The 15,506-nt window shown below is 61.5% G+C and carries 13 protein-coding genes; 6 read left to right on the top strand and 7 right to left on the bottom strand.

Annotated elements, in window-relative coordinates:
- Positions 1 to 3: 3 nt before the first annotated feature.
- From FHT86_RS25290 to FHT86_RS25315, 6 genes are all read right to left on the bottom strand, one after another.
- Positions 4 to 1,518, bottom strand: a complete 1,515-nt coding sequence (locus tag FHT86_RS25290; RefSeq protein WP_133708914.1) for a carboxypeptidase M32 — start codon at positions 1,516 to 1,518, stop codon at positions 4 to 6.
- Positions 1,515 to 2,546 (bottom strand): ABC transporter ATP-binding protein, encoded by a 1,032-nt coding sequence (locus tag FHT86_RS25295; protein WP_133708913.1) that lies wholly within the window; start codon positions 2,544 to 2,546, stop codon positions 1,515 to 1,517. The genes FHT86_RS25290 and FHT86_RS25295 overlap by 4 nt, the downstream gene beginning before the upstream one ends.
- Positions 2,543 to 3,547, bottom strand: coding sequence for an ABC transporter ATP-binding protein (locus tag FHT86_RS25300; RefSeq protein ID WP_133708912.1), 1,005 nt, complete (start codon positions 3,545 to 3,547; stop codon positions 2,543 to 2,545). Before FHT86_RS25300 ends, FHT86_RS25295 begins: the two co-directional genes overlap by 4 nt.
- A complete protein-coding gene (locus tag FHT86_RS25305) occupies positions 3,544 to 4,401 on the bottom strand; it encodes an ABC transporter permease (protein WP_133708911.1) in 858 nt (285 codons plus the stop codon). The genes FHT86_RS25300 and FHT86_RS25305 overlap by 4 nt, the downstream gene beginning before the upstream one ends.
- On the bottom strand, positions 4,398 to 5,336 hold the full coding sequence (locus FHT86_RS25310) for an ABC transporter permease (protein ID WP_133708910.1): 939 nt from the start codon (positions 5,334 to 5,336) through the stop codon (positions 4,398 to 4,400). Before FHT86_RS25310 ends, FHT86_RS25305 begins: the two co-directional genes overlap by 4 nt.
- 77 nt (positions 5,337 to 5,413) lie before the next feature.
- Positions 5,414 to 6,991, bottom strand: coding sequence for an ABC transporter substrate-binding protein (locus FHT86_RS25315; protein WP_133708909.1), 1,578 nt, complete (start codon positions 6,989 to 6,991; stop codon positions 5,414 to 5,416).
- Between the two features lie 241 nt (positions 6,992 to 7,232).
- On the opposite strand from FHT86_RS25315, the gene FHT86_RS25320 reads away from it, so the two are divergent.
- The 5 genes from FHT86_RS25320 to FHT86_RS25340 all read left to right on the top strand — a co-directional run bounded on the left by FHT86_RS25320 (position 7,233) and on the right by FHT86_RS25340 (position 12,216).
- A complete protein-coding gene (locus FHT86_RS25320; protein WP_133708908.1) occupies positions 7,233 to 8,279 on the top strand; it encodes a GntR family transcriptional regulator in 1,047 nt (348 codons plus the stop codon).
- Between the two features lie 91 nt (positions 8,280 to 8,370).
- Positions 8,371 to 9,072, top strand: a complete 702-nt coding sequence (locus FHT86_RS25325) for a creatininase family protein (RefSeq protein WP_133708907.1) — start codon at positions 8,371 to 8,373, stop codon at positions 9,070 to 9,072.
- The gene (locus FHT86_RS25330) at positions 9,069 to 10,088 is read left to right on the top strand and encodes a ketopantoate reductase family protein (protein ID WP_133708906.1); all 1,020 of its coding nucleotides are present in this window, start codon (positions 9,069 to 9,071) and stop codon (positions 10,086 to 10,088) included. Before FHT86_RS25325 ends, FHT86_RS25330 begins: the two co-directional genes overlap by 4 nt.
- Positions 10,085 to 10,843: an SDR family NAD(P)-dependent oxidoreductase gene (locus FHT86_RS25335; protein WP_133708905.1), complete on the top strand. Its 759-nt coding sequence runs from the start codon at positions 10,085 to 10,087 to the stop codon at positions 10,841 to 10,843. The genes FHT86_RS25330 and FHT86_RS25335 overlap by 4 nt, the downstream gene beginning before the upstream one ends.
- Positions 10,840 to 12,216 (top strand): dipeptidase, encoded by a 1,377-nt coding sequence (locus tag FHT86_RS25340; RefSeq protein WP_133708904.1) that lies wholly within the window; start codon positions 10,840 to 10,842, stop codon positions 12,214 to 12,216. Before FHT86_RS25335 ends, FHT86_RS25340 begins: the two co-directional genes overlap by 4 nt.
- A 66-nt stretch (positions 12,217 to 12,282) precedes the next feature.
- On the opposite strand, the gene FHT86_RS25345 is transcribed toward FHT86_RS25340, so the two are convergent.
- Positions 12,283 to 13,278: a LacI family DNA-binding transcriptional regulator gene (locus FHT86_RS25345; RefSeq protein ID WP_133708903.1), complete on the bottom strand. Its 996-nt coding sequence runs from the start codon at positions 13,276 to 13,278 to the stop codon at positions 12,283 to 12,285.
- A 183-nt stretch (positions 13,279 to 13,461) separates the two neighbouring features.
- Here FHT86_RS25345 and FHT86_RS25350 point away from each other — a divergent pair, with 183 nt between their 5' ends.
- Positions 13,462 to 15,387 (top strand): ABC transporter substrate-binding protein, encoded by a 1,926-nt coding sequence (locus FHT86_RS25350; RefSeq protein WP_133708902.1) that lies wholly within the window; start codon positions 13,462 to 13,464, stop codon positions 15,385 to 15,387.
- Positions 15,388 to 15,506: the final 119 nt, after the last annotated feature.

The following is a 15,506-nucleotide window of genomic DNA, read 5'->3' on the forward strand; positions in this document are numbered from 1 at the left end:
GACTTAAGCCGTCAGCTCGGCCACCTTCTTCGTCAGATCGGCGATATAGGCATCCGCCGAGAGATTGGAGCCGGTGGCGCCGATCAGGATTTCGCTCGGGCTCTTCGAGCGGCCATGCCGGTGAACATTGTCGTTCAGCCAGCTCTTCAGGGGCGTATAGCTGCCTTCATCGAGACCCTTTTCGACCGAGGCATCCTTGCGGGCGGCTGCGAAGAACTGCGACGACATGATGTTGCCGATCGTATAGGTCGGGAAGGAGCCGACCATGCCGGACGACCAATGCACGTCCTGCAGCACACCCAGCGTGTCGTTCGGCACATGGAGACCGAGATAGGACTTGATCTTGTCGCGCCAGATTGCCGGCAGATCGGCAACGCGGATTTCTCCGGCGATCAGCCCCGCTTCGATCTCGGAGCGCAGCATGATGTGGAAATCATAGGTCAGCTCATCGGCCTCGACGCGAATGAAACTCGGCCTTGCGGCATTCACCGCCCGCCAGAAGTCGTCGACGGAAACATCCTCGAGCTGGCTGGGGAAGGTCGCCTTCAGCTCGGCAAAATGCAGGTCCCAGAAGCGGCGTGAGCGACCGACGCGATTTTCCCAGAGGCGCGATTGCGATTCATGCGTGCCGAAGCTGGCGCCGCCGACCGCATAGAGATTGATGAAATCGGTGGTGAAGGTCGAGCGCGAGAACTCCTCGGCGATCCCTTGCTCGTAAATCCCGTGACCCGCCTCGTGCCAGACGGCAAAAAGGCCGCCCGGCAGCCAGGTCTCGCGGAAACGGCCGGTGATGCGCACATCGGACCGCGTGAAGGAAATCTCGAAGGGATGCACGGTGTCATCCAATCGCCCGCGGCCGAAATCATAGCCGAACCGGGTCGAAACGGCGCTGGAAAAGGCCCGCTGGCGATCGACAGCATAGGCGCGCTCGAGAATGTCGCTGCGCACCGGCGCCTGCTTGGCCGCTGCCAGCAGCGGGATCAGCGCATCCCTGAGATCGCCATAGAGACCGCGCAGCCGCGACCATGTCATGCCCGGCTCATAGGTGGAAACCAGGGCATCATAAGGGTGTTCGTCATAGCCGATGGCGCCGGCGATCTCGCGCTGCATCTCCATCGTCTGTTCGAGCAGCGGCGCAAAACCCGCGAAATCGTCGGCGGCGCGCGCCTTGGCCCAGGCAGCCTGAGCGCGGGTCTTGAGATCAGCGGCGGCACCGACCAGATGAGCAGGAATGCGCGCCAGCGTCGCGATCGCAGCCGATGCCTGCTCCACCGCGATCTTACGGACATCACTATCAGGAACATTGCCAAGCTCGGTGCGGGCACCCTCGATCGCCCGCTGCACCTCGTCGCCGGTCGCAAGATCGCGCGCCAGGCCGACCAGCGTCGCGATCTGCTTCCCGCGCGCCTCGACGCCGCCTGGCGGCATCATGGTTCGCGAATCCCAGGTCAGCAGGTTCACCGCACAAAGAATATCGTTGATTTTGGCGATTTCCGTTTCGAAGGTCGCGAAGCTCATGAGGGAATGCCTTCCAGTGGGATAGCGACGTCGTGTGCGCCGAACTCAGTCAGGTGACAGGCGGCGCGCTGGCCGCCACCACGCGGGGTCAACACCGGCCTTTCGACCCGGCAGCGCTCGAAGACATAGGGACAGCGGCTGGCAAAAGGACAGCCCGGCGGCACGTTCAGCGGACTGGGCAATTCGCCGCGCGCCGCAACCACCTTGCTGCGGCGCGACGGATCGAGCTCGGGCGCCGCATCGAGCAGCGCCTTGGAATAGGGATGGCGCGGTGTGGTGAACAAGGCCTCGGCGGGGCTGAGCTCGACAACCTGCCCGAGATACATCACCGCCACCCGGTGCGAGATATGGCGCACGAGACGCAGATCATGCGCCACGAAAATCACCGTCAGATGCAGCCGCTCCTGCAATTGCAGGAGCAGATTGACCACCTGCGCCTGCACCGAAACGTCGAGCGCCGACACAAGCTCATCGGCAACGATGACGTCGGGCTCGACAGCAAGCGCCCGGGCAATGCCGATGCGCTGGCGCTGGCCGCCTGAAAACTCATGCGGATAACGACCCGCAGCATCCTGTGGCAGGCGCACGAGTTCCAGGAGCTCGGCGATGCGGCCGGGAATATCGGCGGAAGGTCGCATCTTGTGGACGCTCAGCGCTTCGCCGATGATCTGCTTCACCGTCATGCGTGGATTGAGCGAGCTGTAGGGGTCCTGAAAGATCATCTGGACACGGCGGTTGAAGCCGCGCCGATCGCCTGCCTTGAGATGCGAGATGTCCTTGCCTTCGAAACGAACAGCACCTTCATCCGGATCGAGCAGTCGCACGAGGCAGCGTGCAAGGGTGGACTTGCCGCAACCGGATTCGCCAACGATGCCAAGCGTTTCGCCGCGATACACTTCGAGACTGACGTTGTTCAACGCATGCACCGCAAGCGGCGGCTTGCCGGCGATGCGACGCATCAACGAATGTGGCCCGGCAAAGCGCTTGGTGACGCCGTCGACGGAAATGATCGGGACAGACGTATTCATAGGATGGCCTCCATCGCCGCGACATCGTCCTGATGGAAGCAGGCGGCCATGCGGCCTTCGGCAACCGCGATGAGCGGCGGCCTCGCATTGAGACATTCCGCCGTCGCAAACTGACAGCGTGGATGAAAGGCACAGCCGGCCGGCAGCGCCGTCAGGCTCGGAGGCGTACCATCGATCGAATAGAGCATGGTGCGCGGCGCTCCGCCGCTGGGTACCGAGCCGAGCAGACCGCGCGTATAGGGATGGCGCGGATGAGCAAAGACATCGGCGACCGTGCCCGTCTCGACGATGCGCCCGGCATACATCACCGCCATGCGATCGCAGGTCGCCGCGACCACGCCAAGATCGTGGGTGACGAGCACGACGCTCATGCCGAAATTGTCGCGGAGCTCCAGAAGCAGCTTCAGGATCTGGTCCTGGATCGTCACGTCGAGTGCCGTCGTCGGCTCGTCGGCAAGCAGGAGTTTCGGCGAACAGGCAAGCGCGATGGCGATCATGGCCCGCTGTCGCATGCCGCCGGAGAATTGATGCGGATATTCGTCGAGCCGCCGTTCGGCGGCGGGAATGCCGACGATGTTCATCAGCTCCAGGGCGCGAGCCCGCCGCTCCCGGCGGTTCAGCGTGGTATGCGCGATGAGGTTTTCCTCGATCTGCAGGCCGACCGGCAACACCGGATTGAGCGCCGTCATCGGTTCCTGGAAAATCATCGCAATCTCGCTACCTCGGATGCGCCGAAGCTCTTCATCCGGCATGGCAACGAGATCGCGACCGCGCCACTCGACACGGCCGCTCACGTGTCCTGGCTCGCGGATCAATCTCATGATCGAGCGCAGCGTGACGCTCTTGCCCGACCCGGATTCGCCGACAAGCCCGACTACCTCGCCCGGCGCAACGTCGAAATCGACATCGGCGGCGGCGATCGCCAGACCGCGCGGCGTATCGAAAGTCGTGGTGAGCCCACGGACGACCAGGCCTGCATTTTCGCTTGCTGCCATCGTCATCGGCGCACCCTCAACAGTTCCGCCAGGCCGTCGCCCATCAGGCTGAAGCCAAGGCCGGTCAACACGATCGCGACGCCCGGGAAGACCGAGATCCACCAGGCGGTGTTCATGTAGTTCTTGCCGTCGGCGATCTGCACGCCCCATTCGGACGCCGGCGGCTGCGCGCCGAGGCCGAGATAGCCGAGACTGGAACCGAGCAGGATGGCGAGCGCCATGTCGGTCATCCAGTAGACGATGGCGGGCGTGATGGCATTCGGCAGCAGATGACGGAAGATAATGCGGGATGGCGTATAACCCATGACGCGGCCGGCATCGGCATAATCGAGCCGCTTCTGCACTTTGATTTCAGCCGCCACTAGGCGTCCATAGAACACCCAGCCGACGACGCCAACCGCGATATACATGTTGCCGAGACCGGGGCCGAGCACCGAGACGACGGCAATCACTAGCACCAGGAAGGGGAAGGTCAGCACCGCATCGACGACACGCCCGAAGATCGCCTCGGCGATACCGCCGAGATAGCCGACGATTGCCCCGACCAGCGTGCCGAAGATGAAGGGTCCCACCGTGGAGAAAACCGCGATCTGCATGTCGATTGTATAGGCATGAATGACCCGCGAAAGAACATCGCGGCCGAAGCTGTCGGTGCCGAAGGGATGCGCCCAGGTCGGCCCTTTCAGCAGCGCATTGTAGTCGAAGGTCGTTGGATCATAGGGCGCAAACAACGACGGGAAAAAGGCGAGTGCCAGGCTGAGAATTAGAATGACTCCGCCAGAGATCAGCGTGCGCGGCAACGCCCGAGCGCGAGTGCGCGATGTCTTCGGGGTGGCGGTTTCGGTCGTGAGGGCGCTCATCGGGCGATCCTCGGATCGAGCCAGGCTTGGACGATGTCGGTGACGAGGAAGGTCAGCGACACCAGGATGGCGAGCGCGATGGTCAATCCCTGCAGGACGGGATAATCGCGGCCGTAGATGCTGTCGATCATCAGCCGGCCGGCGCCGGGTACGGCGAAGACGGTTTCTGTGATGACGCCGCCGCCGAGCAGCGAACCGATCTGCAGGCCGAAAAGGGTAATGGTCGAGATCAGCGCATTGCGCAGCACATGCCGGAACAGGATGATGCGCGTGCGCAGGCCCTTGGCGCGGGCGAAATCGACATATTCGGCATTGATGACGCCGATGATGGCGGCGCGCAGATTGCGCATCAGGATCGCCGCCAGGCTGACGGCCAGCGTCAATGCCGGCAGGAACAGGTGGTAGAGCTTCGAGCCGAAGGTATCGCCATAGCCGCCGACCGGGAACCACTTCAGGTGCGCGGCAAACAAGGTCAGCAGCAGGATGCCGATATAGAAGACCGGCATCGACAGCCCGACCTGGAAAACGCCGCGAATGGCCGCATCCGATGTCTGCTCGCGCTTCAGCGCAGCGACAAAGGCAAGGGGCACGGCGAGCACCAGCGCGATGACGGCCGCCATGCTAATCAGCATCAGCGTCACCGGCAGGCGCTGCAGGATCAGTGTCATGACGGGCAGCTTGAGCGTGATCGAATTACCGAGATCGCCGGTGAAAACGCGTTCGACGAAGTAGAAGAACTGCACGATGATCGGTCTGTCGAGACCGAGGCTGGCGTTAATGCGTATCACGTCGGCATCAAGAGCGCGGTCGCCGAGCATGGCGCTGGCAGGATCGCCGGGCAGGAGCCGGATCAGGACAAAGGTGATGACCAGGATGAACACCACGGTCGGGATCATCTGGAGAATGCGACGGACTACATAACTGAAAAGTGGCAAATCGCCGCTCCCGCATTTCCGGTAAAACGAATATCGGCGCGGCAAGCCTCAGCTCACCGCGCCGACCATATCGAACCTTACTTGGCGAGCCAGGTCTTGGTGAAGATATTGTTGCCGAGAGGGATCTGCAGGAAGCCGTTCACCTTCTTGTTCAGAGCCACCGGATAGGGCGTCTCGTAGAGCGGCACGATCGGTCCGTCGGCATTGTAGATCTCCTGGATGCGCGCATATTGCTCGGCGCGCTTCTTCGCATCGATCTCCTTCTGCGAAGCCTCGAACAGTTTGTCGGCCTCGTCGTTCTTCCAGCCGGAATGCAACGCCTGGATATTCGGCGAATAGACATAGTAGGAGGTGATCTCATTCGGATCGGCAATATCGTCCGTCCACGCGGATTCGCGCATGGTAAAGGTGCCGTCGCGATATTGCTGGGTACGGCTGGCATTGTCGACCTGCTGCAGGTCGAGCTTGATGCCGAGCGGAGCCCACATCTGCTGCAGCGCCGTGGCGATGCCGATTTCGTCCTGGTTGCCAGCAAGAACGAGCAGGCTGGTCGAGAAACCCTTCTCGAAGCCGGCTTCCTTCATCAGCGCCTTGGCCTTGTCGAGATCGTAGGGATAGAGCGGCTTGTCGCCGGAATGCAGCGGCGTCGCCGACGACATGAACGAGGTCATCTGCGTGCCAACACCATGGGTAACGATCTGGATGATCGCTTCCTTGTTGACGGCGTAGTTCATCGCCTGACGCACCTTGGAGTTGGACAGCGGATTGTCCTTGCCGCCAATCTGCGGACGAACGTTCATCCCGATCATTTGCACGCGCGTCGAGGGATAGAGCTCCATATTGAGATTGTCGGCCGCCTTCAGCTCATCGACACGCGAATACGGAATGAATTCCGCGCCGTCGAGTTCGCCGGAATTGAGCTTCAGGATGCGGGTGGCGTCGTCAGGAATAACCTGGAAATCGATGCTATCGAGATATGGCAGCGGCTTGCCGTCTTCACCAACGCCCCAATAATAGGGGTTGCGCACCAGCTTCATGTCGGAACCGCGGTCCCAGGATTTCAGAATAAAAGGACCGGAGCCGATCGGGTGTTCGCCGAAGCTCTTGGCCTTGTCGGCATCGGTCGTGCCGGCCGAAGCCTCGAACGCCTTTTCCGGCAGGATCGCCGTGTTGAACACGGTCAACGCCGCCAGGATCGCCGGATCGGTGTGCTTCAGCTTGATAACGACGGTCTTGTCACCCTGCGTCGTGACATCGTCGACCGAGCTGATGAGGAAGTTCCAGATACCATTCTTGGGATCGGCGGCGCGCTTCAGCGACCAGGCGACGTCTTCCGGCGTGATTGGCGAGCCATCGGAAAACTTGATGCCGTCGCGCAGCGTCAGCGTCACGCTCAAACCGTCATCAGCTATTTTCCAGGCGGTGGCGAGACCGGCTTGCACGCCCTTGCCATCGTCGGTCGGCAGCAGTAGCGTGTCGTAGAGGTTGGACAGGACCCAGATGTCGACGTTGGCGTCGTTCAGCACCGGATCGAGAAACAGGCTGTCGGCATAGCGACCATAGGTCAGAGTGCCGCCGCGCTCGACGGCGAATGCTGAGAGGCTGGTGCTAAACAGAAGCGCGGCCGCAAGTGCCGCCTTGGCGATCGTTTTCATTGCATTCCCCTTGTTCTTATGAACGCATTAAGTGTTATTGTTAGCTATAACGATTTCATGCGTTCTTTTAGGTGTCAACAGCTTTTTCAAACGCCTAAAATGCGAAACCGACCGGGAAGATCCCGCTTGGAAAGCTGCTTCATACCCCCCGGGATCACGCCTCAGAGCGGTTGACAGGCTCCACCTGCCGCGTCAGGATAACTGTCACAACAGATTATAACAGCTAACTCGAACGGCATTCATGGAGTTCTTCATCGATCGCGAGCTGCCTGTGCCGTTGCGCACGCAGCTCCACGGCCTCATCGAATACGGCATTGCCTGCGGTGAACTCACCCCCGGCGAGACGTTGCCGTCGGTGCGCGAGCTGGCGGAAAAAATCGGTGTCGCGCCCATGACCGTAAGCCAGGTCTATGCTGATCTCAAGGCTGCAGGCCTGATCGATGCACGACCGGGCTCCGGCACCTTCGTCACCGACAGTCTGCAGGCCCGTCTGGCCGGCCGTGCCGACGCCAGCGGATTGCATCGTCATATCGACCAGATGATCGACGAGGCTCGCACGCTCGGCATCCGTTCGGCCGAACTCGTCTCGCTCGTCAGCGCCCGGGTCTTCTATCGCGACAGCATCGGCCCGCGGCTGCGTATCGTCATGGTCGGCCTTTTTCCCGATGCGACGGCAAGCTATGCCCGCTTCATTGCAGCCCGCCTTGGCCGCGGCGTCACCGTCGAGCCGCTGACGATCGCAGCCATCGAGCGCCAGAAGGATGCCAAGGCGCGGGCCAACTCCGCCGATCTCGCCATCACCTTTGCCAACCGACACCGCGAAGTGGCGATGCTGTTGCCGAACACCAAGGTCGTGACCGTCAGCTTCACGCCGGCGGAAGAGACGCGCAGGGCGCTGGCTTCGCTCGATTCGCTGGCCTCCATCGCCGTGATTTCGCGTTTTCCGGATTTCCTGCCCATCATGAAAAGCGGCGTGCAGCGCTTCGCGCCGCATATCAGCGAGATTTCCGCCGGCACACTTGAAACGCCGGGGCTCGACGCCCTGATCGCCCGCGCCAGCGTCGTCATCTATGCCTCGGGCGCGGAGGGCGTCATCGCCCATCTGCCGCCGGGCATGCCGGCTATCGAATACCGCCACGCGCCCGATGTCGCCGATATCGAACGTGTCGTCGTCCCCATCCTCCGCGCCGCCGGCATTCAGCCGCAGCCGGCCGATACGCCCGCCCAAAAACGAGCGTCCGATACTGCTGCGCCGCCTATCCGTACGGACGTCGAAGAGACGCAGTAACATTTTGAAGCAGCACAAATATCCCTCCGAAAGTTGGATGATTTCCGGGGTTGTGCTTTAGCGAACTAAAATGGGAACAGGAGAAGACATTATGAGAGTTTCCGAATCCAACTGGCAGCAGATCGAAGCCTATTTGAAGAATGACGACCGTGCGATCCTGCCGCTCGGCAGCACCGAGCAGCACGCACAGCTTTCGCTTTCGGTCGATTCCATTCTCTCGGAGCGCGTCGCCGTCGAGGCCGCCGAGCCGCTCGGCATTCCGGTTTTCCCCGTCGTCGCCTATGGCATCACGCCCTATTTCCTCGCCTATCCCGGCACGATCAGCCTGCGCCAGGAAACCTATATCCGCATCGTCAGGGATATTCTCGACGGCCTGCGTTTGCAGGGCTTCCGCCGCATCCTGATCGTCAACGGCCATGGCGGCAACCAGCCGGCCGGCAGTCTCGCCGTCGAATGGATGGCTGACAATCCGGATACGTCAGTCAAGTTCCACAACTGGTGGAACGCGCCGCAGACCTTCGCGAAGGTACAGGAGATCGATACCGTTGCCTCGCACGCGTCCTGGATGGAGAACTTCCCCTGGACGCGCCTGCCCGGTACCATTTTCCCGACGCAGCAGAAGCCGATGGTCGATCTCGCGCGCATGCGGGCCATGTCACCCGCCGGCGTCAAGACCCTTCTCGGCGACGGCAACTTCGGTGGCTATTACGAGCGGCCGGACGACGAAATGCAGGCCATCTGGGACGTCGCCGTCAAGGAAACCCGCGCTCTGCTCGAAGGAGCATGGGCATGACAACACCGATCCTGATCTGGGGCGCCGGGGCCATCGGCGGTACCCTTGGCGCGTCCTTCATCCGCGCCGGACATGAAGTGATCTTCGTCGACAATGCTGCCGACCATGTGGCGGCAATCAACGCCAAAGGTTTGCGGATAGATGGTCCGATCTATCAGGACATCGTCAAAGCCAAGGCCTATCTGCCGGAGGAACTGGAAGGCACGTACGACCGCATCTTCCTCTGCGTCAAAGCGCATCATACCGCGGCCGCGGCCAAGGCGCTCAAGCCGCATCTCGCCGCTGACGGCTACATCGTCTCGGCCCAGAACGGCCTCAACGAGAACGTCATCGCCGACATTATCGGCAAGGAGCATGTCATCGGCTGCTTCGTCAATTTCGGCGCTGACTATCTGGAGCCGGGCGTCGTGCACTATAGCGGTCACGGCGCGGTCGTCGTCGGCGAACTCGACGGCAAGACGACGCCACGCATCGAGGCAATCTATGCGCTGATGCTTCAATTCGAGCCGAACGCGATCCTGACCAGCAATATCTGGGGCTATCTCTGGGGCAAACTGATCTATGGCGCGCTGCTGTTCGGCACGGCGCTGACCAATGACAGCATCGCCGATGTGTTCGCCAACCCGGCATACCGACCGGTGCTGACCCGGCTCGCGCACGAGGTCGGCAAGGTGGCCGAGGCCCAGAACATCGTCACCGAGGCTTTCAACGGTTTCGATCCGAGAGCCTTTGCGCCCTCCGCCCCGGCAGCAGAGACGGCGCGCTCCTTCGACGAGATGGTGGTGCATAACCGCAAGTCGGCAAAATCCCATTCCGGCATCTGGCGCGATCTCGCTATCCGCAAGCGCAAGACGGAAGTCGATGCGCAAGTCTTGCCGGTGGTCGAAATCGGCCAGTCGCTCGGCGTTCCCACGCCTTTGGCGGCCAAGATCGTGACCATGATCCATGAGATCGAGGACGGCAAGCGGCCGCTCGATCTCGCCAATCTCGACGACCTCGCGAGGGCTGCGGCATGAATATCACCTTCGACGGCAAGACCGTCATCGTCACCGGCGCTGCCCACGGTTTCGGCCGCACCATTGCACAAGGCTTCGCTGCCCGCGGCGCAACCGTCCACATCTGCGACGTCAACGAAGCCGGCCTTGAGGAAACGCTGAAACTCTGCGGCGGCAAGGCTTCAGCACACATTCTCGACGTCGGCAATCGCACGGCCGTGCAGGAAGCCGTCGCCAAGATCGCGGCGGTCTCCCAGACGATCGACATTCTCGTCAACAATGCCGGTGGTGTGCGCGGCCAGGTCGGTCGTCCCATAGAGGAGATTTCGGAAGCCGATTGGCAGACGATCTTCGACGTCAATCTTTCCGGCGCCTTTTTCATGTCGCAGGCGGTGGCGCCGACCATGAAAGCGCAGAAATCCGGCCGCATCATCAATATCTCCAGCGGCGCCGGTCTCGGCATTTCGCTGACCGGCATCCAGGCCTATGCCAGCGCCAAGGCCGGCCAGATCGGTCTGACGCGGCAGCTCGCCCATGAGCTGGGCCCCTGGAATATCACCGTCAATAATGTCGCCCCCGGCTTCGTCCGCTCCAACCCAACGACGGAACGGCAGTGGGAGGCGATGGGCGAAGAAGGCCAGGCCAAGCTTCTTCAGAACATTGCCCTCAAACGGCTCGGCAAGCCCGAGGATATCGCCGCGATGGTGATGTTCTTCGCGTCCGAGTTTGCGGGCTGGGTCTCCGGCCAGGTGATCAGCGTGGATGGCGGTAAATGAGCGGCGTCGAAACCTATCTCGATGAACACTTCAGCGAGGCGCTTGAAGATCTCAAGGCCTTCTGCCGCATCCCGAGCGTCAGCACCGATCCGGCCTATGCCGAAGGCATCGCCAAGGCGGCGGCTTTCGTCGCCGACCGATTGACGCGGGCAGGCTTCACCAATGTCGAACAGCTCGCAACCGGCGGCCACCCGGCTGTCTTCGGCGAGATCATCAGCGATCCCAAGCTACCGACCTTTCTGGTTTACGGCCATTACGACGTGCAGCCGCCGGACCCGTTCGACAAATGGAAGACGCCGCCTTTCGAGCCGGGCGAGCGCGATGGTCGGCTCTACGCCCGCGGCGTTTCCGACGACAAGGGGCCGCTCTTGATCCCGATCCTCGTCGCCGAAGCCTATATGCGCGCCGAGGGCCGCCTGCCGGTCAATCTCAAGGTGCTGATCGAAGGCGAGGAGGAATCCGGCAGCCCGCATTTCGAAGGCACGCTGCAGACCTATCGCGATCGCCTCGGCTGCGATCTGGTGATATCGGCCGATGGTGCAATGTGGCGTCCCGACCGCCCGTCGATGACGGTTGCAAGCCGCGGCCTCGTTGCTTTCGAAGTGACGGTGACCGGAGCCTCCAAGGATCTGCATTCCGGCCGCCACGGCGGCAGCGCCCCCAATCCGATCAGCGCGCTCTCCAAGCTCATCGCGTCGCTGCATGGTGAGGATGGACGCGTTGCTGTCGAAGGATATCTCGACGGCACCAGCCCGCCGGATGCCCGCATCATCGCGGCGATCGAAGCGGCGAACTTCGATGCAGACGCCTATTATCGCGAAATCGGCTCGCCGAAGCCGGACGCGATCGCAACCGGCCGCGAGCTGCTGATCCGGCAGTGGCTGGAGCCGACGCTGGAATTCAACGGCATTTCGGGCGGTTATCAGGGCAAAGGCACAAAGACGGTCATCCCGACAGAAGCAAGTGTCAAGATCACCTGCCGCCTGATCGCCGGCCAGAAGCCCGACCATATCGTCGACGTGGTGACCCGGCATCTGAAGGCTCGGCTGCCCGCCGGCTTCGCGCTCGACATCCATCGCCACGGACCCGGCAGCGAAGCCTTCTTCATCGATCCCGACCTGCCGGCCCTGAAAGTGGCGGAAGAGGTGCTCGCGGAATTGCTCGGCCAACCGCCGCTGCGAGTCGCCATGGGCGCTACGATCCCGATCGGCGCTTCTTTCCGCAAGCATCTCGGCACCGAGGCGTTCTTCTTCTCCTTCTCCACGTCGGACGAAGACTATCACGCCCCGAACGAGTTCTTCCGCCTCGCCAACTTCCGCATCGGTCTGACCGCCTGGGCAAAGCTGCTGCGGCAATTGGCACGGGCGACCTAAGCAATCCCGGGAAAATGTGGAGCAGTTTTCCGTCCGGAATTGCAAAGCAAGCAAATGGACAGCTCGCTACTCCGCCTTGCGCGGCCCGGCGGAGCGGCGCTCGATGATGCGGGACGCGATCTGCACGCGTCTCGCAGGGCCATCGGGCAGTTTGGGCGAGCGGATGCGCTCCAGCAGCAATTGTAGGCCGACAACGCCGATCTCCTGGCCCTCGACCCGCACCGTCGTCAATTGCGGCGATATCTGCGTCGCCGGCGAGAAATCGCCGAAACCGATGACCGAAATCTCATCGGGAATCCGGTAGCCCAGGCCAAGCAGTTCCGACACGACGGTCAAGGCCAGCCCGTCATGGGCGCAGAAGAAAGCCGTCGGATGTATTCCTCCCGCCTTCAGTGCTTTGAAGGCATCGACAAAGCCGCCCTGCTCCTCGAATTCCATTACATGCAGCGTCACGTCATCGCGTTTTTCCATGATCTCGCGTGCGCCGTAGAACCGCTCCAGCCGGCCGCGATAGCCGGGCGTGCCATAGACATAGGCGATGGTACGGTGGCCGAGCTCGATCAGGTAGCGAGCAACGGCCTGTCCGGCTTCGTGGTCCGTGCCGGTTACCTGATCGGCCTGCTCCAGCGCGTCCACCCAGCCGAGCCTGACGACGGGAACACCGGATGCGTTCGCCGCCTCGATCGAGGCGCGTTCGTGCGCGCCGACGAGCAGCAACCCGGCGCTCATGCGCGCCAGCTCCGCCACCTGCGCGGGATTGTGTGTCCAGCGGATGCGGATCGGCAGATCCAGGCGGTGCGCTTCGCGCTGCACGCCGTTCTGTAACTGCATGTGCAGCTCGCTGTTGATCACATCGAGATCGTGGAAGATCAGGGAAATCTCCTGCTGATCCGGCTGCGACGGCGGCTTGATGTAACCTAACCGATGCGCCGCCTCTTTGATGCGTTCGCGCGTTTCCTCACTGACGCCGCTCTTGCCGGCAAGCGAGCGCGAGACGGCGTATTTCGACAGCCCGACCTCATTGGCGATCTGCTGCAACGTAATCCGGTCTCTGACCGCCATTTTCCACGCCCCTCAGCGGATTTTCCCCGTCAGTTACCTTGGGCAGAATCCGATCCGATATAAAATTAGCCTCTCCCTTCAACATAACGCTTTACCTAACAATAGCCAAAATATATTTCTCCGGTATCCAAACCCGATAGGTAAAAAACAACAATAACGGGATTGGCTCTCTCGGAGGAGACATTGATGAAGATGAGACGTCGGGCCTTTTTGGCCGGGACTTCGGCCGTCCTCATTTTGCCGGCCCTGCCTACATTCGCCGCTGGCTACCAAGAGGCGGATGTTCTGAAACAGAAAGTCGCAAGCGGCGCCCTGCCGTTGCTCAAAGATCGCCTTCCCGAAAATCCCCTTGTCATCAAGCCGGTCGAAGCCGTCGGCAAATATGGCGGCGACTGGAACATGGCGCTGGTCGGCGGCGGCTCGCTGTCGATGCTGTTCCGCTATCAAGCCTATGAGCCGCTGCTGCGCTATACGCCGGATTGGTCGGGCGTGACGCCGAATGTTGCGGAATTCTTCCAGGGCGATGCCGATTCCAAGGTCTATACCATCCGCCTGCGCAAGGGCATGAAATGGTCCGACGGCCAGCCCTATACGACCGCGGACATCAAATTCTGGTACGACACGGTGCTGACGGACGATCGCGTCGCCTTCGTCGGCCAGGCGCATTGGAAATCCGGCGGCAAGCCCGCCAAGCTCGAGATCGTCGACGAGCAGACCTTCAAGGTCACATTCGATCAGCCGAATGGCCTCTTCCCCCTGCAGGTCGCCTGGGCCAACAATGATCAGACGACGCGCTGCCCGAAACATTATCTCGAGCAGTTCCACATCGACTACAATCCCAAGGCCAATGAACTTGCCAAGCAGCGCGGTTTCGAAAGCTGGATCGCCTCCTTCCAGAGCGCCGCCGGCTTCCAGGACGACAATTCCTTCTTCCTGAACTCGTCGAAGAAACCCTGCCTGAACGCCTGGATGTTCACCATCGCACCCGGCGAAAATACCGAGCGGGCCGTGGCCGAACGCAATCCCTATTATTGGAAGGTCGATACGGCAGGCAATCAACTGCCCTATCTCGACCGCATCCTCTATCAGATGGTCGCCGATCCGCAGGTGCTTCTGTTGAAGACCATGCAGGGCGAGATCGACCTGATGGATCAATATATCGCCACGCCCAACAACAAGTCCGTGCTTTACGACGCGCGCGAACAGGGCGGCTACGACTTCTACACGCTGACCTCCACCGAAGCCAACGTGATGAACTTCATCCTCAACCTCAATCACAATGACGAGACCAAGCGGGCGCTTTTCCAGAATCGCGATTTCCGCGCAGCGCTCTCGACGGCGATCGATCGTCAGACGCTGATCGACGCCGTCCTCGTCGGCCAAGGCGCGCCCGCGCAGCCTTCGATCAAGAAGGAAGATCCGCTCTATAACGAGCAACTGGCGACGCAGTTCACTGCCTATGATGTCGACAAGGCCAATGCCATGCTCGACAAGATCGTGCCGAAGAAGGACGACCAGAATTTCCGCCTCGACGACAAGGGCCGACGCCTGACCATCGTCTTCGAGCTGGATCAGGCGCGCGCCATCTTCCTCGATCTCTTCCAGTTGATCATCCCGATGTTCCAAGCAGTCGGCATCGACGCGCAAATGCGCACCATGGATCGTTCGCTTTGGGAAACCCGTGTGCGCCAGGGCCGCGATTTCGATGCCACCGCCCATCAATTCGGCGCCAACGGCGGCATCGCCGCCATGCTCGACCCGCGCTACTACGTACCGACGGACAGCAACGCCATGTACGCACCGGGCTGGCAGCTCTGGTATCTCGACCGCGACAATGCCAATGCCGTCGAGCCGCCGGAAGCGACCAAGAAGCAATACGAACTCTACGACAAACTGAAGTCGACTTCCGACGCCGCCGGCCAGAATGCGATCATGAAAGACATCCTGCAATCGGCTGCAGACGCCTTCTACGTCTTCGGCATATCGCTGCCGCCGGACGGCTACGGCATCGTCAAGAACAACATGAAGAACGTCACCAAGACCATGCCGAATTCGTTCGGTTGGCCGACGCCTGCTCCCACCATGCCGGAGCAATATTTCAAGGCCTGATACCGCTCAGGTTCCTCCCAGCGGTCGAAGCGCCGGTCCTCGTGGCCGGCGCGGCGGCTCCCTTTTGCCTAGAGCAAGCTCTAGGCGTTTGATGTCGCATGATCTTGTCCGAAAACCGC

Origin of the sequence: Rhizobium sp. BK313 (genome assembly GCF_014193655.1) — a bacterium.
Classification (GTDB): Bacteria; Pseudomonadota; Alphaproteobacteria; order Rhizobiales; family Rhizobiaceae; genus Rhizobium.

Coding starts and splice junctions, on each gene's coding strand:
- FHT86_RS25325 (WP_133708907.1), top strand. CDS start 8,371: ATGAGAGTTTCCGAATCCAACTGGCAGCAGATCGAAGCCTATTTGAAG.
- FHT86_RS25320 (WP_133708908.1), top strand. CDS start 7,233: ATGGAGTTCTTCATCGATCGCGAGCTGCCTGTGCCGTTGCGCACGCAG.
- FHT86_RS25305 (WP_133708911.1), bottom strand. CDS start 4,401: ATGAGCGCCCTCACGACCGAAACCGCCACCCCGAAGACATCGCGCACT.
- FHT86_RS25330 (WP_133708906.1), top strand. CDS start 9,069: ATGACAACACCGATCCTGATCTGGGGCGCCGGGGCCATCGGCGGTACC.
- FHT86_RS25300 (WP_133708912.1), bottom strand. CDS start 3,547: ATGACGATGGCAGCAAGCGAAAATGCAGGCCTGGTCGTCCGTGGGCTC.
- FHT86_RS25290 (WP_133708914.1), bottom strand. CDS start 1,518: ATGAGCTTCGCGACCTTCGAAACGGAAATCGCCAAAATCAACGATATT.
- FHT86_RS25335 (WP_133708905.1), top strand. CDS start 10,085: ATGAATATCACCTTCGACGGCAAGACCGTCATCGTCACCGGCGCTGCC.
- FHT86_RS25345 (WP_133708903.1), bottom strand. CDS start 13,278: ATGGCGGTCAGAGACCGGATTACGTTGCAGCAGATCGCCAATGAGGTC.
- FHT86_RS25295 (WP_133708913.1), bottom strand. CDS start 2,546: ATGAATACGTCTGTCCCGATCATTTCCGTCGACGGCGTCACCAAGCGC.
- FHT86_RS25315 (WP_133708909.1), bottom strand. CDS start 6,991: ATGAAAACGATCGCCAAGGCGGCACTTGCGGCCGCGCTTCTGTTTAGC.
- FHT86_RS25340 (WP_133708904.1), top strand. CDS start 10,840: ATGAGCGGCGTCGAAACCTATCTCGATGAACACTTCAGCGAGGCGCTT.